Here is a 21,345-nt window from a genome sequence, read left to right on the forward strand (position 1 = left end):
ATTATTTCTTAGCCTCCTTCAACCATGAACTGATCATAGACGCTATGATTTCGGGATTTGTCTTAGCAAAGTCTTTTACCTTCTCCGCAGGATTCTGACTCTTCTTAATCTTTTCACTGAGTTCTATGTTGACTGCATTGTCCTCAGCCCGGTTGACCGCTTCCCCGAGAGGTCCTCCCTCCGGAATAATCAGGCCGTCTGCCGGTCCGAATAAGGCCTCATCCTCCCTGGCAATCTTCCTGCCTTTCCTGATCATCATGATAATCGACATCAGAATAAGGATAATCAGTGCGGCTGCCGCATAAAGAATCAACCGGTTATTCCAGATTGCCGCTCCGCCCGACTGTGCAGGAACTGCATCAGGTACCTTGGCCTCCGTATTTTCCAACTGCTTGAAGCTGGTCACAACGATATCTTCGGGCGCTATATTCGCCGCCTTGGAAGCCGCCTCTATCAGCTGTTGTTTCTTTGTCTCCGTCAGATTGTTATCATTGACGGAAATTGCCACCGTAGCTTTCTGAAGCTCCACGTTGTCTTTCTCTATCTGGCGTTTTATGTAACTTACGATATAATCCACATTGCGGTAATAGTCACCATTACGGCCGGCTGTTCCGCCGCCTGCGGCCCCTCCATAAGTGGGTATATCCGTATTATTCTCCTCACCGGCGATCCCTCCGGCTCCGGGCAGAGTTCCGCCCGTGCCACCCTGTTCCTGGAAGTCTTTCACTATTCCCTGTCCGTTTTCCTCTGGAACATAGCGTAGGTCTTCCGTGATCATCTTGTCGTAATCGATTACAACTGTAGCCGATACTCTGATCTGACCCGGTTTATATCCGAGCGCCAATACATTTTTGATTTTATTTTCCAGCTTTTCTTCCACGCGCTCCTCAAAATCGAGACGGCTTAATCCATACAGATTTCCGTCCCCCACATCGCCGGATACCAGCTCCTGCATCGTGTCTGCATTAATTACCGCTACATTCTCCGGGAGAAGACGGGGCACGCTGTTTGCCACCAGTTTCTTGATCGCCGCAACTTTATCGGGTGAAAGCTCATAAGATGGAAAAAAGGACAGGGAGACAGAACCCGTGCTGTCAGAATCCTGTTCTTCCCACACATAGGTACTGTCATCCGGAACATTCAAAGTGACGATGGCATTCTTAACACCATTCATATCTTTTAATGTCCTCTCTATCCTGTCCTGAAGATTTAATAATAAATATTGTTTTTTTTCAAATTCGGTCGTGGTAAATCCCGTGTTATTCGAGAATATATCAAATGGAAGCGCCGTTTTAGGATAACCTAATACAGACATGTCAAGCATGACATCCCCTATCTCCGATTCCGGAACTATAACTTCTCCATCTGAATTTCTTTTTGCTTCTATATCTTTACTCTGCAGAACGGCAAATACCTCTGCATTCTCTTCTCTCGATATACCGGGAAACAAAACTTCATAGTTACTGTTTTTCGTATTCAAGTAAACTGTTGCCAGTAATGCAACAATGGCAGCCGTACCTATACCGGCTGCTATTTTTCCATTCCTGCTTTTAAAAAAGGCAGGAATTCCTTTTATTTTATCATTAATTCCCATACTCTATCCTGCAAATATAATTAGATTTGCATCCCCATTATTTGATTATAGGCACCTACGGCCCTGCTTGTTAACTGTGTCGTAAACTCAATTGCTGCGGCGCTTTTCTCAGCCTGGATGAGTGCGGTATGCAGATCGTCTATCTGCCCTGTGGCCAGTAATTTGTCCACCTCTTCTCCTTTAGCGCTTTCCTCCTGCGCCGTCTGAATTGCTTCCTGTAATATGTTCTTAAACTCTTTTTCCGGCCTCTTGCTGCCACTCTGTTTCCCTGCTTCTTCCAGAGACGAAACTATATCCATTTTTGTGATTGGAACTATAAACATAACGGCTCCCTCAATACAATTTTGTATTTTTTCTTTCTTTTTTCTTACGCTAAATATGTAAATAAATTAATTTTTTTGTAACTTTTTAATTATCATAACATTCCGGCGATAAAATGTAAATATAAAAAGCCATTGGATTTTACTGGAAATCTGCTTTATTTAAATAAAAAAATATTCATTTTTCCTTTGGACAGAAAAAGCAGAAAGGGAGGTTATTTTCTATCAAATGTCTTCTCCATTTCTGCCTTTTTCGTACTGTTTTTTTATCTGTCTGTTATTGCTGCCTCAGCTGTTATCTGTTAGCCCAGATGCCGTCTGCGTTTACATATCTGCCGTCGATTGTCACGTTTCTCATCATACTTCCGTCCGATGGGTTTAAATAATACCAGTTTCCGTTATTTAACAGCCAGCCGGTCTGCATTCTTCCATCGCCGTCCATGTAATACAGATTGCCGTTTATATTAGCCCAGCCGGTCTGCACTTCTCCGCTGTCTCCCAGCAGATACCACTGCTTATCGAGTTCCAGCCAGCCGGTCTGCATCTCGCCGTTGCTGTTCATATAATATTTTTTGCCATTTTTACTCTGCCAGCCGGTCAAAATATAACCGCCTCCGTCAAACAGATACCATTTGCCGTCAATAGCCGCCCAGTCTCCGGCCGGGTAACTGCCATCCGCATTTCGGTACCACCAGCCGTTCTTGTCATGCCGCCAGCCCAAATCATTCGGCGTCATATTCTGTCCCGACGGTGTCGCACCCGCTCCGTTATCCACAAAAGGGGACGTCTCATCCGCATCAACTCTTAATTCGTCGGAATAAACCCAGTCTCCGCTGGTCATGTATTTTAACTCCTCGGAATCTTTCGGAACCGCCCTGACACAAAATTTGTATCTTCCCGCCTCCGTAATATAGGGATGAAAATCATAGAATGTAGTGCTTACCCTGTCTACGCTATGGATAATCTGCTCTCCCTTGAAGAGTTTGAGTTCATAAGCGCCCGCACCCTCCACCGCCTCCCAGTCGGCTTTCCCGACCGGATATCCTTTCCACTCGGCGTCATCCGGCTCGTCCAGCTTTCCGCTTGCCGGCTGGAGCTTTACGGTGAGATAAAGCGTCTCATAATTCTTATCTTTGGAGGCCGAACCGTACTCGCCTCCCGTAATCTGATATTTGCTGGATCCCGTTACCTTGAAATAATATCCCGTCTTTGCATGAATATTGATTTTAATTTTGGGGACATCTCCTATTTTCCATGAGTCCTTCGGCGGTTTCACCCATTCATAAGAACCTATCTCATACTGGTTATCCGTTGTTGTTATCATAACCGTCGCTTCATCATAATCCGTATCTGCCTCTACGTTTGACCTCACATCAACTCTTATAAATGTAATCGGAGTCCTTGTTTCGGGTTTTCTGGCAGCAAAACATGGACCTGCACACAGAAGCGCAAGACCTGCCGCAATAATTCCCGTCCATATTTTTTTGCTGGTAACATGCATAAAAACTTACCCCTCTCTCAGTTGTTCTTACGGAATCCAGACTCCGTCCTGATTAATATAATAACTCTCCACCACCGTGTTTGTCATCATTTTTCCATCGGCGGGATTCAGATAATACCAGTTATCCTTCCATTTGAGCCATCCTGTGGCCTTCACACCGTCCGGTCCCGTAAAATACCAGCTTCCGTCCGTCTGGATCCAGCTTGATACCATCTTTTTTCCTTCCGGGCTGAAGTAGTACCATTTCCGGTTATCCTGATACCAGCCCGTAATCATATCTCCATTACTGGTGAGATAGTATTCATCCGTTCCATACTTCTGCCAGCCGGTCATCATATATCCGTTCATGTCGAACAGATACCACTTGTCATTAATATACTGCCAGCCGTTTTTCGTATAGGATCCATCCTGGTTTTTGAACCACCAGCCGTTCTGATCCCGAATCCAGCCGTTATTTTGACTGCCGGACGGCGTACCTGAGGAACTGGACGGACCTCCCTGGGAGGAACCGGAACTTCCCGTCGACGACGAACCGGAATGGCCGGATGAGGCTGCTTCCTTTTTATCAATATCCAGCTCGTCCGACTCGATCCATTCTCCCGAATCCAGATATTTGCTGTCCCCATCTTTCGGTATCGCCCTAACCTTAAATGTATAGGTTCCCTGCTTATCCATAAACGGGTAGAAATTGCAGCTTGTCCCCGTTACCTTGTCCTTATGTTCCACCAGTGTATTTCCTCTGTATAACTTCACCTCGTAGGCATTGGCATTTTCCACCTTGTCCCACTTTGCTTTTCCAAGGGAATCTTCATCCCAGTATGCACTCCCCGTATTACCCAAGGTGCCGCTGACTGCTTTTAATTTGATTGTGAGTTCTGCCGTCTCACCTTCATCTGTTATTTTTAAAGAGGTACAGGAACCGCCTCCATGGACGGATACCTTGCTCTTACTCATTCCTTTTTTGAAATAATACTCGTCATTTGCACCGATGTATATCTTGATTTTCGGCTCTTCGCCCGCTTTCCATCCACTGCTCTTCCCTGAGAACTCCCAGGAGTCGACGCTGTAGCGGGAACTGCTGACCGCCACGTTTACATCCGCGCCGGAATCTCCTGCTTCGATGGAGGATTCAACGGTAATTGATATTTTCGTGATTTCATCGGAGGTCTCCGCCCCATAGGCAGCAAAAGAACTGCCGCTTAACGACAGTAACAATAAAATGCCTATTAATTTCTTACTTATTTTTCCCATAGTCCGTTTTACCCCCTGGGACGTCTGATCCCCAAAATCGTTCTGTATGTGACATCGTCACTGATTTTAATACCTTCTTTTGCTGAACTGGCGTGGACAATTCTCCCGTCTCCGATGGAGATTGCCACGTGGCCGGCATAAAATACAAGATCCCCCGGCTGCAGATCATCAAAGGCCACTTTTTGTCCGTACTGTGATTGCTCCGCCGATGTTCTTGGGATACTGATTCCAAAATGTTTATAGACTGACTGGGCAAACCCCGAACAGTCCGCGCCGTTTGTCAGACTTGTTCCTCCCCATACATACGGGTTCCCTACAAACTGAAGCGCAAAGTCGGCAATTGCCCTTCCCTCCGCCGTTCCGCCTGTGCTTTTTACAATCTGCTTTCCGGTATTCCCTTTTGCAGGGCTGTTATTAAACTGGCTGCCGGAGAAAGTGCCGTTTCCCGATCTGTTCCCGTTATTGCGGGCCTGCTGTTTCAGCCGTTCTCTCTCCTCGACCCTCATGATTCTCAGCTTTTCCGTCTGCTTTCTGACGTCTTCTGCATAGAGGGCAGCATCTGTTTTTGCCTTATCAAGCTTTTCGTTAAAATCGGAAATCTCGGCTTTTTTAGCAGAAACAGTCTGTTGCAGTTCCTTCTTTTCCGCCAGATATTCCTGCTCCATGACCTCCATCTCGGCTTTTTCCTCTTCCAGCCGGTTTTTTAGTTCTTCAGCATGGTAGCGGACTTCCTTATATCGGAGTATCATGTTCTGATCGTATTCATACAACTGCCGAAAGTACTCATTTTCACAGAGTGCGTCCGACAGGCTGTTGGATTTTAAGAGAATATCGAGATAATCGGGTTCTCCTTTTTCATAGACATACCGGATTCTCTTTTTCATTGCATCGTACTGGTCTCTCTCGTCGGATGCGGCCCGATCATATGCCTTTTCTGCTGCGCGCAGTGAGACTTTTTTTTCTTCCAGCTCTTCTTCCAAAACCTGGATTGTGACGAGAAGGGCGGTCAGTTTGTCTTCCAGTTCCGATACCTGCTGCGTTGCAAAATCCTTATTCTTTTGAATTGTATCTATCTCTTGATTGACAGAATCGAGTCTGTCCTGTGACTTCTTTTTTTCTTTCTCTGTCTGTGTGATGGGCGTCGCATAGATGACGCCCGCAAATACCATCTGGAACAGAAGAAGTAGTATCACAGACCGGACCGCTGTTTCTGCAAATCTGCCCTTCCCCCACTTCATATCCTTTAAATTTCTTTATATTTCAGCAATGCGGTTTCATACAAGTTATTACCCTCCGAATCAATCACAACGATGACAGGAAAATTCTCCACCTTAAGTTCCCTGATTGCTTCCGTGCCTAAATCGTCATAGGCAACTACGGTTGATTCCTTAATGCACTTTGAAAGGAGGGCTCCTGCGCCTCCGATTGCCGCGAAATAGACGGAACCGTTTCTTACAATGGCATCGATTACTTCTTTGCTTCTCTTTCCCTTGCCAATCATAGCTCCCATGCCGAGATCCAGAAGTTCCGGCGTATACCGGTCCATACGGCTGGCCGTAGTCGGGCCTGCGGAACCAATCGGCCGCCCTTCCCTGGCCGGGGACGGTCCCATATAATATATGACATTACCCTTTATATCAACCGGAAGATTCTCACCTTCCTGCAGCGCCTCCTGCATCCTCTTATGGGCCGCGTCGCGCGCCGTATAAATGGTTCCTGTTATGTATACATAATCTCCTGCTTTTAAACTTTTTGCCGTTTCTTTATCAACCGGCGCTGTAATTTTCTTCTCCATTTGACCTTTCCTCCGTCTGTTACCTTATCCTGTCTTTTATGTGCCGGACTTCTTCCTGTTTAACCCCGATCAAAGCACTCTGTGAGCATGACGGTTTACGTGACAACAGATGTTAACGGCCATAGGAAGACCGGCAATATGGGTTGGATAGGTCTCTATGTTTACGGCAAGCGCGGTCGTGCTGCCCCCCAGGCCTCCCGGCCCGATTCCCAGCTTATTAATCTTTTCCAGCATCTCTTTTTCAAGTTCCCTCACATATTCAACAGGTGACTCTTCTTCCAGGTTTCTGGTAAGGGCGTGTTTTGCCATCAGTGCACACTTTTCAAAGGTGCCTCCGATTCCGACTCCTACAACCATAGGAGGACAGGCATTCGGGCCTGCGTCGCGGACCGCGGTCAGGATGGATTCCTTTACCCCTTCGATTCCGTCGGCCGGTTTCAGCATAAATACCCGGCTCATATTCTCACTTCCAAATCCCTTTGGCGCAACGGTGATGTCAACCTGCTCTCCTTCCACTATCTCATAATGGATAATGGCAGGTGTGTTATCCTTTGTATTTTCGCGGAATATCGGATCTTTTACAACGGATTTTCTTAAAAATCCCTCCGTATATCCCTGTCTTACGCCTTCATTGATTGCCTCTGTGAGAGAGCCTCCCTCCAGATGAACTTCCTGTCCTACTTTGATAAATACGACAGCCATACCGGTGTCCTGGCAGATTGGTATCATATCCGAACCTGCAATCTCCAGATTTTCCTTCAGCTGATCGAGTATCTGCTGTCCGAGAGGAGATTTCTCCTCATGGACAGCAGCTTCAAATACCTTTTTCATATCATCGGATAGAAAATGATTGGCTTCGATACACATTTCCTTTATATTTTTTGTTATTTCCTGAACATTTATTGTTTTCATAAAAGATGCCTCTTCCATTCGTTTTTTCGACCTGTATTTGTCTTAATCATACTGGATTTTCGTGGTTCTGGCAATCCCTTTTTTGATTGCTTCCCCGGCCACGGCCTCCGCCACCGTAACGGCTACATTTTTGTCCAGGGCCGACGGCAGAATATAATCCGGTTTTAACTGATCGTCCGGGATCATCGCCGCAATGGCGCGGGCTGCCTGCTGTTTCATCTCTTCCGTTATCTCTTTTGCACGCACCGACAGGGCGCCCTTAAAGATGCCGGGGAATACCAGGACATTATTGATCTGATTCGGATAGTCGGACCGCCCTGTTCCCACAACGGCGGCGCCTCCTGCAATTGCCTCCTCCGGCATAATCTCCGGCACCGGATTGGCCATAGCAAAGACAATTCCATTATTCATCGAAGCCACCATCTCTTTTGTTACAAGACCCGGCCGTGAGACACCGACAAAGGCGTCGGCTCCTTTTAAAGCATCAGCCAGTGTTCCGTGTTCTTTCTCCCTGTTGCTGATATGGGATATTTTCTCCTGCCCTTCGTTCAGGCCTTCATCTCCCTCGCAGATAATCCCATTGATATCGCACATCAGAACATTTCCAAATCCCATGCTAATCAACAGATTGCCGATGGCAATTCCGGCGGCTCCGGCCCCGTTAATAACAATCTTAATTTTCCCCATCTCTTTCCCAGCCACCTTAATTGCATTTATCATAGCCGCAGCCACCACGATAGCCGTGCCGTGCTGATCGTCATGGAATACGGGAATATCACATACTTCCTTTAACCGCCTCTCAATCTCAAAACACCTGGGCGCCGAAATATCTTCCAGATTAATACCTCCGAAGCTCTTGGAAATCAGGCTGATCGTATTCACAATCGTATCCGTATCCTTAGAGTCAATGCAGAGAGGAAAGGCATCTACATCCGCAAATTCCTTGAACAGTACGCATTTCCCCTCCATCACCGGCATTCCGGCCGCCGGCCCGATATCGCCCAGGCCAAGCACCGCTGTTCCGTCTGTAATAACGGCTACCAGATTGGATCGCCTTGTCAGTTTAAATGACTGATCGTAGTCCTCTGCAATGCGGCGGCATGGCTCCGCAACGCCTGGGGTGTATAAAAGGGATAAATCTTCTTTTGTGTTGATTTTCTTTCTGGAAATTACTTCGATTTTTCCTCCAAGCTCATAGTGGAGCTTCAGGGATTCTTCATTTACATTCATAATGTCTCCTTTTGATCTTTTTCTAATTGAGGAATGAGAACGCCGCCGGGACGGTCGGGGGGCGTGATGGTGAGAGGGGGGTTATGAGTCTTCAGTCCCGGCTTGAGTTTAGTCGCGGGTGGGGAATCCGGGCAGAAAATGTTCCTGCGGGAAACGCTTGCGCTCGTTGGAGGTTCTTCCGCAGCTATGGACATTAAGCTTTAAAACCAAAACGAGTCAGCAGTAGCTGGTTGAGATCGAAACCGGGCCGTTTTTCTAGAAAGGACAGGCAAAACTTTTTAAACAGGCTTTCCAGTTTCATTCTTCCATATTCATTCCGTTTCGTGAGTTTGAATTGATTGTTTCCCCCTTCCACAAATCCGGAACTTTCCGGATTCCTGATTGCATTTTTCACTGAGTCTATGTCTTTTTTTATGCTTTCACAAAAGGGCTGGATCCGGCTCTTCTCATACTTCCGGATGAACGGGGCTAATTCTTTCTCATTGGATCCCATCAGGATTTTATGGAATTCTTGGTACATGGTATGGATTTCTGATGTAATGGGATAGGCCTGTTGGATGGCGGAACTGTTTTTCTGCACTGTTTTATCCCGTTTGGTTTTCGCATTGACCGTCAACAAGTACCTTACCACCTGTCCCCGGCTGAGACGGATCACCCCTTCTGCCTCAGAAGAGCGATACGCACAGATCGCGTTGCTCTGTTTCCAGCCGGGAAAGTTATTTTCCTTTAGGCAGTGAATGAAATCCCATATCGTGTTCAGGCTCCCACTGTATCCTTGATACCTGATGTATTGATAAATCGTGAGATCACTTTCACCGTTTTGGATCATCTTGTAAATCAGGTTGGAATAGGCGGCTACCTTCGAACCTTCCTTCCGGATTTCTCTCCGGCCCAGGCGCATGATTTCTTCCTCTGTCATATGGATATATCGGTTTGCTGTCTCATATTTCATGTGGACCTCGTCCATCAGAGGGCGGATCTTCTTTTCTTCCATCTGGGCCCACCTCTCCTGTACGGCACGGATTCGTTCGCTTTTTTTTAATGGCTTCATCCTGTTTTTTCCGAACCGCGTCGCTCAGACGATGGAATTGGCTGTCGAAAACAAGCTCCGTCCCGTCCGTTTTTAAGGGGCAGGCGTTATCATAGTGCAGAGAGGCCATTTTAGCCGGATCGATGGTCCGTTCAACCCAGATCTTTTCAGGCCGTTTTTTCAGAATCTCTCCGTCCTTTAGATAAAGATGGTCCGGTATTTCGTCTTTAGCAAGTTTCGAAAGAGCGGTACTCAGGTTCTGCAAGAGATGAAAACGGTCGGCTATCTGGATACAGTTCGGGCGGGCCAGGCGGATTGCTTCCGAGTAAGCGCTCGCCCGGTCCCGGGCCACCTTGTTTACTTTTTTATGGGCCAGAAGCCATTCCCTCAAAGAGGCTCCGTCACTCCCTGGAAAAAGAGCGAGCGGCAGATGGGTCTGCGCGTTATAAATAACCGTCGCATAGGTCTGCCCTTTTCGGATCGCGACCTCATCCACTCCGATGGAAGTCACCTCCGGATCATCCGGCAGCTGAAACCGGCTGCCAAGCCGCAAGATGGAATCCCCGCTGACCTTTACCCCGATTTGGGCCAGCCTGCGGCTGCTGCCTTCGGCATTTCCGGCAAGAAAGGCGTCCAGGATCATTGCGTTCAGGGCGTCCGTCCTGGTTTGGGAATGTCTTGCGAAGGGAAGGGGTTCTACAAAGACCTTCCGTTGACAGTCCGGATTAGTACACTTATATTTATAAGATTTGACATGAAGGAGTGTGTGCTTGCCTCGGATGGGCGTATCCTGAAGGGTCCGGGTATAAGCCGAATTTAGGGTAGACGACAGGGCGCCGCAATCGGGGCAGGCACAAGGGTGGGACCTGGATTTTAGGTAGAGGTGCAGGGTGGAGCCATCGTCGTGCCACTCATAGATAAAGTGGTTTTCGTCAAACTTTAGGGGGCAGTTTTCCAGTTCCTTATATTTCATCATAAAAGATCCCTTCTTTCTACCACCATTATACCACGGCTGTCCATAGCTGCGGAAGAGCCTCGTTGGAGTACATAACGGTACTAACCTCGTGAAATACCTCGGTAAGTGCCGATGAACTCCAGGTTCCCTCCGGAATCATTTCCTCCCTCCTCCCCACAGGAAGGTTATGAACCGGGACTGAAGACACGAAGGTTTTCGCCATCCCGAACCCCGGCCTGCGGCCGCTGATCTGTTCTATTTCTTTAAGTGGGAACGGTATTGTCGCTGCCACTACGTTTATTCGGATACTCGAATGACGTCTCATTTTCAGTTTTTACTTTTTAAAAATTTGAATTTATATTTGTCTTAGATTACCCGTTATAATGATTATCTCCGAAACTAAATCTACCTTTAATCAGGCTTCAATTTCACTTCACTCTCAATTTAAATTCAATTATATAGTAATTTAATCTAAGATGCCGCTGGAATGTGAAATGGACACGACTCTATTGTGGCCTCGACAATACCTTCCTCTAACTTGACGAAAGAGACAATCAGCCCTGCAGATGACGGACGGGGCGATCCCCTTCGCTGAGTCTTCAGTCCCGTCGACAACCTGCCCGGGGAAGGAGGAGAAAAACTTTCCGAAGGGAGACCTTGAAGCCCACCGGTGCTTAGCGAGGTCCTTTCGAGCTTAGCATCCGCTGTGCGCTTCACAAGCGGGAGCGAGTCCCCGTAGGAATTTTTTTCTCCGTATTCCCCCTCACCACAACCTACAAACCGGGACTGAAGACTCATATCCAACCACCCACTCCCCCGTCCGCCATCTTACAGAGGCGTCCTCGCATCTCAACTTACCTCACCGTCTCTTTGCCCAGAATTCCCGGCTCCGTCATGGTATATGGATTGAGCACCGTATTAAGCTGCTCCTCATCCAGAAGATTCTTTTCCAGGATCAGCTCTCTCACCGACTTATTAGTTTTCAGCGCCTCTTTAGCGATATCGGCGGCTTTCTCATATCCTACATAGGGGCAGATTGCCGTTATAATTCCGATGCTGTTGTTGACCATATTTTTGCAGTGTTCCTCATTGGCTGTTATTCCTGTAATACAGTTATCTACAAAGGTCTTTACCGCGCATGTGAGTGTCTCGATAGACTGGAACAGGTTGTAAAAGATAATCGGTTCAAAGGCATTGAGTTCTAATTGGCCTGCTTCGGCCGCCATGGTGATGGTCATGTCATTTCCTATGATGTTAAATGCAACCTGATTCATAACTTCAGGAATAACCGGATTTATTTTTCCCGGCATGATGGAGGAACCGTTCTGTTTTGCCGGAAGGTTAATCTCTCCAAAACCGGTTCTCGGGCCTGAAGACATCAGCCTTAAGTCGTTGGATATTTTGGACAGGTTCACGGCACAGGTCTTTACGATTCCGGAAACGGATGCATAACTGTCCAGGTTTTGTGTGGCGTCGATCAAATCATAGGACTGTACCAGATCCTGGCCCGACAGTGTAGAGGTGTTTTTTACCACCCTCTGGAAATACTGCACATCCGCATTCAGTCCTGTTCCGATTGCCGTTCCGCCCAGGTTTAAGCACTTGATTTCTTCCTTTGCCGCCTCAAACCGTTTGATATCACGTTTGATTGCCGTGCTGTATGCATGGAATTCCTGGCCCAGGCGGATCGGAACCGCATCCTGAAGTTGCGTTCTTCCCATTTTTATTACATGGTCAAATTCATATGCCTTTTTAGTCAGAGCCTCTTCCAGACGGATAAGCTGTTCATGGGCATTATCCAGCAGCTTGAGCGCCGCCATTTTTCCGCAGGAGGGGAATACATCGTTTGTTGACTGACCGAAGTTTACATGATCATTGGGATTTACGATGGAATAGTCTCCTTTTTTTCCTCCCAGTATTTCTATGGCGCGGTTTGCGATTACCTCATTGGCATTCATGTTAAGGGATGTACCGGCGCCTCCCTGGATTGGATCTACGATAAACTGATCGTGAAGTTTTCCGGCTATAATTTCGTCGCAGGCTTTTACGATGGCATCCGTACGCTTTTTATCAAGTTCACCCACCTCGTAGTTGGTGATGGCCGCCGCTTTTTTAATCTGGGCAACACTGTTAATCAGTTCAGGCTGCATTTTTAAACCCGTTATGTAGAAATTCTCATAGGCGCGCAATGTCTGCACTCCGTAATAAGCATCCGCCGGAACCTCTTTTGTCCCTATCGAATCATGCTCAATCCTGTACTCCTTTTTCTCTTCCATTCAGGTGATCCTCCTCTTTTTAAGCTGCTGTTCACTTTGTACCTGGTATTATTTCTGGTAACTTGTTTTATGATGTTATGAATTCCTTCTGCTTTGAACAGTGCTTTTTTCATTCTGTATCTATTATTTGACGCCTCACCGGCTTGATTTCATTATAGATTTACACTACAATAGAATCTAATACTTATAGTAATATATTTACTATAGACATTCATCTATAGTATAGAGGTGAAAAGTATGGAGGTTAAGTATGTTTCAGAGAATGGATTATGTTTATGAAGTATATAAAGAAATGAATTTTTCGAAAGCTGCAAAAAATTTGTATATTTCCCAACCTTCTCTAAGCGCGGCAGTTAAAAAGGTGGAGACGCGTCTTGGATTTCCCATTTTTGATCGAAGTACAACACCGATTCAGCTCACGGAGTTTGGAAAGGAATATATCAAGGCCATTGAAGTAATCATGGACGTGGAAAATGGTTTTAATAATTTTGTTAATGATGTCAATGAGTTAAAAAGCGGCTCTATCTCCATTGGAGGAACAAATCTCTTTGCCTCCTACATACTTCCCCCGCTTCTCTCCGGATTTACTGAAAAATATCCGTTTGTAGATGTTAATCTGGTGGAGGCCAGCACAAGTGAATTGACGGAAAAGCTTTTTTCAGGCAGCCTGGATTTAATCATTGATAATAATTTTATGGATTCTTCTATTTATGAAAAGGTATTTTTCTGTGAGGAACATCTGATTTTGACGGTTCCCAAGGCCTTTTCCTCCAATGAAAAAGCGAAAGATTACAAGATGGATCTGAAGGATGTAAAAAATGGCCGCCATCTGGAACCTGATTTTCCCGTTGTGCCGCTTGATTTTTTCAGGGATGAACCGTTTCTTTTTTTGAAATCCGGCAATGATACCAGGAGCAGAGCGGATAAGATTTGTCATAACAGCCGGTTTACACCAAAAATAAAGCTGAAGCTGGATCAGCAGATTACGGCTTATAATCTTTCTTCTTATGGGATGGGGATTTCTTTTACCGGAGATATATTACTTAGCCATATTTATGAGAACGATAATCTGGTTTATTATAAGCTGGATAACCGTGATGCTACGAGGGATGTGAATTTTTATTATAAGAGGAACAGGTATATGACGAGGACGGTAAGGGAGTTTTTGAAGTTGAATTAGGGGGACGCGATCTTGGGGGGAACGGGATGGGCTGGGGTGGTTATATGAGTCATCAGTCCTGGGGAGAGTGTGTCGTGAGGGGGAATCCGGGCAGAAAAAATTCCCTCCGGGAACCGCTCCCGCTGGTGGAGTGCATAACGGTCACTAACCTCGTGTAATACCTCGGTAAGTGCCGATGGACTCCAATGTTCCCTGCGGAAAAGTTTTCTCCCTCCTAGTATAATAATGGTGTAGTCAAGAATGACTGCTAAATGAATCGTTACAGTTCGATTTTTTTATTATGTCTGAGGTTTCCATGATGCACCAGGCTTAGCATTGAGGTATAATCATTCTGAGCAGGATGATCGACGTTCCCTCCTTGGGAACCAGCGGTAGTTCGCCGGCAAAACCTCTTAGGAAGTCTGTCTGTCCATTCGGTGGTGATTTATGCTTTGGCTGGTTGGGAAGCCTCAGGCCATACCCGTATAAGCCGCTAGGTTGTGTATCCACCTTTTGGAAATGGAATCCTGCCAGAAAGGAGAAGACCATGCATGTTCAAAAAACACTTCCGATGCCTAAAGGCATTTCCTATCTCTCCGTCGGGTTTGATGTTGGCGCTGATTTTTCCTGGATGTCCATCATGCTCCCAAACGCCACTCTGAGCGGAAAACCTTCTAAGATCCTGCATACGGACTCGATTTCCAGGGAACTTGCTGTCGCAAAAATAAAGGAAGCACAAGAGCTGTATTCCCTTGAAAGCAAATGCTTCCTCGAGTCCACTGGGATCTACCACATCCCACTCCTGTACTTCCTTCGTGATAAGGGGTTTGACTGCTCGGTCATTAATCCTATCATCACTAAGAATAGCACAAATCTGAACATAAGGAAACTGCATAGTGACAAATTCGATTCAAAAAAGGCTGCAAAAATCGGTCTGGATCCTTCCCTGAAGACCTCGATTGTCCCGGATGATGACATCATTGACCTCCGGAACCTTGCCCGTGACTACTATTACTTCAAAGATCTGCAATCCGCAGTTGTCCTAAAGCTGCATGCAGAGCTTCGGGTATCGTTCCCGGCATATCTGCATGTATTCAGCAAGATTACCACGCTGACTTCACTTAAGCTGCTTGCTGAATACCCACTCGCCTCAGACATGCTTGCCGCCCCAAAAGAGAAGATCATAGAAATGATTAAGGGTATATCCCGTTTTGGGGATGCATATGCCCTTTCCAAATATGATGCTATCTGCGCGGCGGCCAGGGATGCAGCTGTCTTTGGACGGGCCCTTCCCAGCAACGCCCTCCGGATCAGGCTGTACATACAAACCTATCTGGAGTACCAGAAGCATCTGGATTCCCTACTGGAGGAGCTCCACAAAGCGATGGATAAGCTGAAGGGAAAGCCTGCCTATGACCGGTTCTGCCTTCTGCAGTCCCTGCACGGGGTCGGTTTCCTGAGTGCTGTGGTCCTGATTGCGGAAATGGGTGATTTTGACCTGTTTACTTCGCCAAAAAAGCTGTACGCCTACTTTGGCCTGGATCCTGCCGTGAAGCAGTCCGGCAAGTTTCATGGGGATAATGTCCATATGTCAAAACGGGGTTCAAGCCTCGCACGGCGCGTCCTGCATATGGTTGCCGTAAACAACCTGAAGATGGATAAAGGTACAAAATCACCGGTAAACCCGGTCATTTACGATTACTATATCCGTAAATGTGTGGGAAAGAAAAAGAATGTTGCGGTTGGGGCTGTCATGCATAAAATCTGTAATATTATTTTTGCGATGCTCCGGGATAACAAGCCGTTTGAGATCATCACACCACAGGAACATTGCAGCCGCTATACGGCAGAGCACCCTGCATCGATTGAGGGAGCTGCCTAATGAATCACGAAACAAGTTGATAGGTTCCCATGTAGATGGGCTTATTAAATTTACCCTTTTGTAGGAAGCGAAAAATATTTAATTTATTTAAGTTCCTACTTGACATTTCTTAGCTGGACTTCCCCGGGAAGTATATGATCGGGACTGATGACGCGTAGGTTGTCGCCATTCCGTTGCCCTGCCAGAATCCGCTAATTGTCCTGATAATTCATTTAAGGTTGTATTGTGGCAACCACTACTTTTTCATTATTCCATCCATTTTACTGACATTTATAATGACAACTGTAATGATATTTATAATATTATGCTGGTTATTTTTAGCCATTTATGGTTAAAAATTGCCTGTTCATGATAACAAATCGGTCGTTACACCGCTATATTTTTTATAGTTTCATTTTCTGCTTTTTATTTTTTCTTGTATTTTCAGTGGTTTTATTGATTTTTTCTATTTTCTTTTCCCCATTTTAAAATTTGGCATGGAAAATGCTTATATATATGACATTGGTAACTTGTGGTAGGTCTTGAGGCCGTTTTTGTTGAAGGAGGTATTGGATACTGTGCTTTTGATTAGAAATGCAAAGGTTTATAGTCCGGATTTTCTGGGTGTGAGGGATGTGTTTGTTGCCGGAGGGAAGGTTTGTTGTATTAGGGAGAGGATTGATTTGGAGGATTGTCTGCCGGTGGAGGTGATTGATGGGCAGGGTTGTGTGCTTCTGCCCGGGTTTATTGATAATCATGTCCATATTCTGGGAGGCGGGGGGGAAGGTGGATACAGGACCAGGACTCCTGAGCTTTCTCTCTCAACTATGATTGAAGCCGGGGTGACAACTGTGGTTGGCTGTATTGGCACCGACGGAGTAACCAGGAGGATGGAGAATCTGGTTGCCAAGGCTAAGGGGTTAAAGGAAGAAGGAGTCAGCTGCTTTATTTATACCGGTTCTTATGATGTTCCCGTCCGGACACTTTTGGGAGATATCCGAACCGATATGCTGATGATTGAGGAAGTGATCGGGGTTGGTGAGATTGCCGTGGCCGATCACCGTTCTTCTCTTCCCACCTTTGATGAACTGGCCAGAATTTTGTCGGATGCCAGGGTTGGCGGGATGCTGTCAGGCAAGGCAGGTATTGTCAATGTCCACCTTGGGGACGGCGCTCAGATGCTGGATTTGCTGGAAGAAATTAAGGAAAAAACGCCGCTTCCCACGTATCATTTTGTACCGACTCATATGAACAGGAATCCTGAACTGTTTGAAAGAGGGATAACCTATGCTAAAAATGGAGGAAATGTTGACTTTACCACCAGCAGTTTTACTGCATTTACCGATCTTGGAGAAATTAAATGCAGTAAGTCACTGCGGAGAATGCTGGACGCCGGGGTTCCGGTGGAGCGTATTACATTTTCCTCGGACGGTCAGGGTTCTCTCCCGGTATTCAACAGCGCCGGTGAAATGACGGGACTGCAGGTGGGTAAGATGAATTCTCTATTTGAAGAAGTGAAGGATGCCGTTGTGGAAGAGAATATTCCTCTTGAAACAGCTGTTCGTGTCATCACATCCAATGACGCCGATCTGCTTAAACTGCCGAAAAAAGGCAGGATCAGGGAAGGCAATGACGCTGATCTCGTTCTGGCGGACGAAAATTCACTTTCTATCCGAACCGTCATCAGTCTGGGGCAGGTTATGATGCGTGACGGAGAACACATTGTAAAAGGTACATTTGAATAAATATAAAATCGATATGATGAAGCTTATGGAGGTTAGGTATGAAAAATATTAAGGTTCCCCATACATTTACTATTATTTTCTTTGTAGTTTTTTTCTGCGCCATCTTGACTTATGTGATACCAATGGGGCAATATGATGTACAGGAGATTACATATGAGCAGAACGGCCAGGAAAAGACGAAAACGGTTCTGGATGCCGATTCTTTCCGCCTGGTGACGGATGAAAACGGAGAAGTCTGTAAATACAATGCCCCGCTGTTCGGCACCGACGATGTGGGCGGCAAAATTGGTCTGTTAAACTATATGTTTGAGGGTCTTGTTTCCGGCGATAAGGGAGGCGCAGCCGTCGGTATCGTCGCTTTTATCCTGGTTGTGGGCGGCGCATTCGGAGTCATGTTCCGGACGGGGGCAATTGAGAATGCTATTTTTGCCACGATCAGTAAGACGCAGAATAAAGAAATCCTGATTATCCCTATCCTGTTTACCCTGTTTTCGGCAGGAGGCGCCATTTTCGGTATGAGCGAGGAGGCCATCCCCTTTGTCATGATTGTCGTTCCCGTCGTTGTTATGATGGGATATGACGCCGTTGTCGGAATCATGATCACATATGGAGCAACACAGATTGGTTTTGCCACATCCTGGATGAACCCGTTCAGTGTTGCGGTTGCACAGGGTATTTCCGGTGTTCCGGTTATGTCGGGTTCCGGGCTGCGAATCTTTATGTGGTTGTTCTTCACCATTTTCGGTGTTGCCTTTACAATGCTTTATGCCACAAAAATTAAAAAGAATCCTCAGAAATCGGTCAGCTATACCTCAGACGAATATTTCAGAAAAGATGCCGAAAATAAAGACGTCAGCAGTATCCGTCTCAAAACCGGTGATATACTTGTTATTATCACCTTATTTGTGACAATTATATGGGTAATCTGGGGTGTTATCAAACACGGCTATTATATTCCTGAAATTACTTCCCAGTTCTTTATCATGGGACTTGTCTCCGGTATTATCGGCGTTGTTTTCAAAATGAATGAAATGACAACCGACGACATTGCAAAGTCCTTCCAGAAGGGAGCCGCAGATCTTCTCGGCGCTGCACTCGTAGTCGGCATGGCCAAAGGTATCCTGATTATTTTGGGCGGCGCTGATCCCAGTATTCCAAGCGTGCTGAATACGATTCTGGACGGCGCATCGCGTGCAATCGGCAACCTGCCAACGGCTCTATCTGCCTGGTTTATGTATGTGTTCCAGAGTATTTTCAATTTCTTCGTCGTATCCGGTTCGGGACAGGCCGCGCTTACTATGCCGCTCATGGCGCCCCTCAGCGATCTGGTCGGCGTTACAAGACAGGTTGCCGTCCTCGCATTCCAGCTCGGCGACGGTTTTTCCAACCTCATCGTTCCTACTTCCGGCGCTTTGATCGGCTGCCTCGGCGCTGCCAGACTGGATTTTGGAAAATGGATTAAATTCTCTATCAAACTGCAGGCCTGGTTATTTGCCTTCGCAAGTATTTTCATGATCGCCGCAGTTATGATAGGATATAAATAATAAAACAATAATTGAATCAATCATTATAGCCCGGAAAGAAAAATTTCTCTTTCCGGGCTTACGGAGGTTTTAAACATGAAAAATATTCTGGTAGTGAGTGTCGGAGCGCCGACCGGCGAGTCGATGGTAAAAGAAATCGATTCTATTTTCAAGGACTATGCACACACGGAATTTTGTCTCTGCCACCAGCTTGCCAGAAAATCTTCCGGCTTTGACATTGTCATTTTTTCTTCCCGTTATTCGGAATTACTCTGCACCCAGTATAAACTTCCCAATATTCTCTATCTGCCGGCGCGCCGTGTCATCAATTATACGAATATCAGGGAAATCATTGAACTTGAAAAAGGGACCAGGGTGCTTCTTGTCAATGACTGCGAAGAGACTGCCAACGAGGCTATCGATCAGCTGATCGAAATTGGTTTAAATGAACTCCAGTATATCCCTTACTATCCGGGGTGTAAAACATTTTCCGATACCTCCATTGCCATCACACCGGGAGAGTTGTCCTATGTTCCCGATCAAATCACAAAATTGATCGATATCGGAGTCCGAACCCTGGATATCCAGACCATTTATGATTTAATGCTTTTGCTGGATGCAGGCCATCTCTTTACACGCAACTTCGTTACCAGATATTTAAAAGAGATTGTAACCATCTCAAAATCATTTTCAGAAAGCCATAAAAAAGCAGAGCAGTCTGAAAAACTGCTGGAAACGATTTTCAACAGCGTTGAGAGCGGAATTGCCTATATCGGGTCAAACCACAACTTTATCAGAACAAACCTGATTTTTGAGACTATCTTAAACCAGTCTAAAGAAAAACTCTATCAGAAAAACTTTGATAAAGTGATGGAAAATAAAAGGATCAGCCTGAAGGAAGGCTCTTTTGTCGTACCGATCAATGAACGGACCGTCTTATTTAAAATAAAAGAGGTTGAAACAGAAAATATCCCGGCTTTCCTGGTCACTGCCGATTATGCCGATAATATCAGCAAAATGAACCAGAGGATCAAAATAGACAGTACTCCCCGGCCAAACCGCAAGCTCTATACCTTTAACGATTATCTCACCTGGGATGAACAATGTATAAAATTACTTACTTTGGCTAAAAAATTCACTAAAACGGACGGTACTGTCCTGATTCAAGGCGAAAGCGGAACCGGAAAGGAAATTCTTGCTCAAAGCATCCATAATGGTTCTGCAAGAAGAAATTATCCTTTTATACCGGTCAATATTACCGCACTTTCACAATCTTTGATCGAAAGTGAACTGTTTGGCTACGAGGATGCCTCCTTCACGGGAGCAAAGAAAGGCGGAAGGCCGGGAATCTTTGAACTGGCCGATAAGGGGACTGTTTTTATTGATGAGATAGGGGACGCCTCCCTGGAATTTCAGGTGAAACTGCTGCGGACTCTAGAAAGTAAATGTATCAGACGGGTAGGCGGTGTAGAGGAAATCCCGATCGATGTGCGTATTATTGTGGCAACCAATAAGGATCTTCCGGATTTGATCGGTAAAAATTTGTTCCGCGAAGATTTATTTTTCAGGTTAAATATCCTTCCCCTCTCCACTCTTCCCCTGAGAGAACGTAAAGCGGATATTCTGCCTCTAATGCGGCATTTTCTGTCTTTTTATTTTGATGAGACTACACTGAATCAGCTTCTGAACCGGGAATTATGCCATTTCTTTGAAAATTACAGATGGAAAGGAAATGTGAGGGAACTGATTAATATTACGGAATATCTGAGACTGACCTATGAGGGCGGCAATTTTCCTGTCTCCTCACTGCCGTCATACATGCATGCTTTACCAGATTCGAAAAACCGCGTATTTTTAAGCGAGCAGACATACAAAATACTCAGCAAACTGGGGGAGTGCGGCAGCCAGAGCACGGGGCGCATCAGACTCCAGGCCCTCCTGGCCGAAGACGGATTTGACATTGGTACCGGTAAAATACGAAATATATTAAAAGAACTGGAACAAAAAGGATTGATCGATCAAAATGCCTCCGGATGCAATATCACGGATGAGGGACTGCATGTATTATCGGGATGTTGAGCTTTTGTCTTTTCTCTGCACCGGACGTTCATCATCATTACGATACCAACAACCAAAATCAGAAAAACCGCAGGATATTTACGTATCCTGCGGCAATTCTTTCTTTATAGCTTA

General features: G+C 45.9%; 16 protein-coding genes. 5 read left to right on the forward strand and 11 right to left on the reverse strand.

Translation table 11 applies throughout. The features are described 5' to 3' along the window. Nucleotide 1: 1 nt before the first annotated feature. From fliF to aspA, 11 genes are all read right to left on the reverse strand, one after another. Entirely contained in the window at nt 2–1,594 is a 1,593-nt protein-coding gene (gene fliF, locus EJL91_RS08575; protein WP_125141525.1) for a flagellar basal-body MS-ring/collar protein FliF, read from the reverse strand. 20 nt (nt 1,595–1,614) lie between these two features. Then, complete coding sequence (gene fliE / locus EJL91_RS08580; protein WP_125141526.1) at nt 1,615–1,917, reverse strand: flagellar hook-basal body complex protein FliE; 303 nt, start codon at nt 1,915–1,917, stop codon at nt 1,615–1,617. A gap of 292 nt (nt 1,918–2,209) precedes the next feature. Continuing rightward, nucleotides 2,210–3,415, reverse strand: coding sequence for an N-acetylmuramoyl-L-alanine amidase family protein (locus EJL91_RS08585; RefSeq protein WP_125141527.1), 1,206 nt, complete (start codon nt 3,413–3,415; stop codon nt 2,210–2,212). Nucleotides 3,416–3,442: 27 nt separating this feature from the next. Then, nucleotides 3,443–4,666, reverse strand: coding sequence for an N-acetylmuramoyl-L-alanine amidase family protein (locus tag EJL91_RS08590; protein WP_125141528.1), 1,224 nt, complete (start codon nt 4,664–4,666; stop codon nt 3,443–3,445). Nucleotides 4,667–4,674: 8 nt separating this feature from the next. Further along, the gene (locus tag EJL91_RS08595) at nt 4,675–5,904 is read right to left on the reverse strand and encodes a C40 family peptidase (protein ID WP_125141529.1); all 1,230 of its coding nucleotides are present in this window, start codon (nt 5,902–5,904) and stop codon (nt 4,675–4,677) included. Nucleotides 5,905–5,909: 5 nt separating this feature from the next. Next, nucleotides 5,910–6,461, reverse strand: a complete 552-nt coding sequence (locus tag EJL91_RS08600; protein ID WP_125141530.1) for a Fe-S-containing hydro-lyase — start codon at nt 6,459–6,461, stop codon at nt 5,910–5,912. A 69-nt stretch (nt 6,462–6,530) separates the two neighbouring features. Then, nucleotides 6,531–7,373: a fumarate hydratase gene (locus EJL91_RS08605; protein ID WP_125141531.1), complete on the reverse strand. Its 843-nt coding sequence runs from the start codon at nt 7,371–7,373 to the stop codon at nt 6,531–6,533. Nucleotides 7,374–7,415: 42 nt separating this feature from the next. Continuing rightward, on the reverse strand, nt 7,416–8,603 hold the full coding sequence (locus EJL91_RS08610) for an NAD(P)-dependent malic enzyme (RefSeq protein ID WP_125141532.1): 1,188 nt from the start codon (nt 8,601–8,603) through the stop codon (nt 7,416–7,418). A gap of 193 nt (nt 8,604–8,796) precedes the next feature. Continuing rightward, on the reverse strand, nt 8,797–9,597 hold the full coding sequence (locus EJL91_RS08615; protein WP_164516783.1) for a transposase: 801 nt from the start codon (nt 9,595–9,597) through the stop codon (nt 8,797–8,799). Continuing rightward, the gene (locus EJL91_RS08620; RefSeq protein WP_243125284.1) at nt 9,545–10,609 is read right to left on the reverse strand and encodes an ISL3 family transposase; all 1,065 of its coding nucleotides are present in this window, start codon (nt 10,607–10,609) and stop codon (nt 9,545–9,547) included. The genes EJL91_RS08615 and EJL91_RS08620 overlap by 53 nt, the downstream gene beginning before the upstream one ends. A gap of 833 nt (nt 10,610–11,442) precedes the next feature. Then, nucleotides 11,443–12,864, reverse strand: coding sequence for an aspartate ammonia-lyase (gene aspA / locus EJL91_RS08625; RefSeq protein WP_125141534.1), 1,422 nt, complete (start codon nt 12,862–12,864; stop codon nt 11,443–11,445). 250 nt (nt 12,865–13,114) lie between these two features. On the opposite strand from aspA, the gene EJL91_RS08630 reads away from it, so the two are divergent. The 5 genes from EJL91_RS08630 (at nt 13,115) to EJL91_RS08650 (ending at nt 21,231) form a co-directional block, all read left to right on the forward strand. After that, complete coding sequence (locus EJL91_RS08630) at nt 13,115–14,044, forward strand: LysR family transcriptional regulator (protein ID WP_125141535.1); 930 nt, start codon at nt 13,115–13,117, stop codon at nt 14,042–14,044. Between the two features lie 526 nt (nt 14,045–14,570). Continuing rightward, complete coding sequence (locus EJL91_RS08635; protein WP_125141536.1) at nt 14,571–15,905, forward strand: IS110 family RNA-guided transposase; 1,335 nt, start codon at nt 14,571–14,573, stop codon at nt 15,903–15,905. A 557-nt stretch (nt 15,906–16,462) separates the two neighbouring features. After that, nucleotides 16,463–17,629, forward strand: coding sequence for a beta-aspartyl-peptidase (gene iadA, locus EJL91_RS08640; RefSeq protein ID WP_125141537.1), 1,167 nt, complete (start codon nt 16,463–16,465; stop codon nt 17,627–17,629). A gap of 38 nt (nt 17,630–17,667) precedes the next feature. Next, on the forward strand, nt 17,668–19,173 hold the full coding sequence (gene yfcC / locus EJL91_RS08645) for a putative basic amino acid antiporter YfcC (protein WP_125141538.1): 1,506 nt from the start codon (nt 17,668–17,670) through the stop codon (nt 19,171–19,173). A 75-nt stretch (nt 19,174–19,248) separates the two neighbouring features. Beyond that, entirely contained in the window at nt 19,249–21,231 is a 1,983-nt protein-coding gene (locus tag EJL91_RS08650; RefSeq protein WP_125141539.1) for a sigma-54 interaction domain-containing protein, read from the forward strand. Nucleotides 21,232–21,345 lie beyond the last annotated feature (114 nt).

It is taken from the genome of Clostridium transplantifaecale, assembly GCF_900626075.1.
GTDB classification, from domain to species: domain Bacteria; phylum Bacillota; class Clostridia; order Lachnospirales; family Lachnospiraceae; genus Otoolea; species Otoolea transplantifaecalis.

What these genes read in the sequence shown, in the direction of transcription:
- aspA (WP_125141534.1), bottom strand. Translation starts at nt 12,864, where the DNA reads ATGGAAGAGAAAAAGGAGTACAGGATTGAGCATGATTCGATAGGGACA.
- EJL91_RS08635 (WP_125141536.1), top strand. Translation starts at nt 14,571, where the DNA reads ATGCATGTTCAAAAAACACTTCCGATGCCTAAAGGCATTTCCTATCTC.
- EJL91_RS08600 (WP_125141530.1), bottom strand. Translation starts at nt 6,461, where the DNA reads ATGGAGAAGAAAATTACAGCGCCGGTTGATAAAGAAACGGCAAAAAGT.
- yfcC (WP_125141538.1), top strand. Translation starts at nt 17,668, where the DNA reads ATGAAAAATATTAAGGTTCCCCATACATTTACTATTATTTTCTTTGTA.
- fliE (WP_125141526.1), bottom strand. Translation starts at nt 1,917, where the DNA reads ATGTTTATAGTTCCAATCACAAAAATGGATATAGTTTCGTCTCTGGAA.
- EJL91_RS08595 (WP_125141529.1), bottom strand. Translation starts at nt 5,904, where the DNA reads ATGAAGTGGGGGAAGGGCAGATTTGCAGAAACAGCGGTCCGGTCTGTG.
- EJL91_RS08620 (WP_243125284.1), bottom strand. Translation starts at nt 10,609, where the DNA reads ATGATGAAATATAAGGAACTGGAAAACTGCCCCCTAAAGTTTGACGAA.
- EJL91_RS08610 (WP_125141532.1), bottom strand. Translation starts at nt 8,603, where the DNA reads ATGAATGTAAATGAAGAATCCCTGAAGCTCCACTATGAGCTTGGAGGA.
- EJL91_RS08590 (WP_125141528.1), bottom strand. Translation starts at nt 4,666, where the DNA reads ATGGGAAAAATAAGTAAGAAATTAATAGGCATTTTATTGTTACTGTCG.
- EJL91_RS08615 (WP_164516783.1), bottom strand. Translation starts at nt 9,597, where the DNA reads ATGGAAGAAAAGAAGATCCGCCCTCTGATGGACGAGGTCCACATGAAA.
- EJL91_RS08650 (WP_125141539.1), top strand. Translation starts at nt 19,249, where the DNA reads ATGAAAAATATTCTGGTAGTGAGTGTCGGAGCGCCGACCGGCGAGTCG.
- EJL91_RS08630 (WP_125141535.1), top strand. Translation starts at nt 13,115, where the DNA reads ATGTTTCAGAGAATGGATTATGTTTATGAAGTATATAAAGAAATGAAT.
- EJL91_RS08605 (WP_125141531.1), bottom strand. Translation starts at nt 7,373, where the DNA reads ATGAAAACAATAAATGTTCAGGAAATAACAAAAAATATAAAGGAAATG.
- EJL91_RS08585 (WP_125141527.1), bottom strand. Translation starts at nt 3,415, where the DNA reads ATGCATGTTACCAGCAAAAAAATATGGACGGGAATTATTGCGGCAGGT.
- fliF (WP_125141525.1), bottom strand. Translation starts at nt 1,594, where the DNA reads ATGGGAATTAATGATAAAATAAAAGGAATTCCTGCCTTTTTTAAAAGC.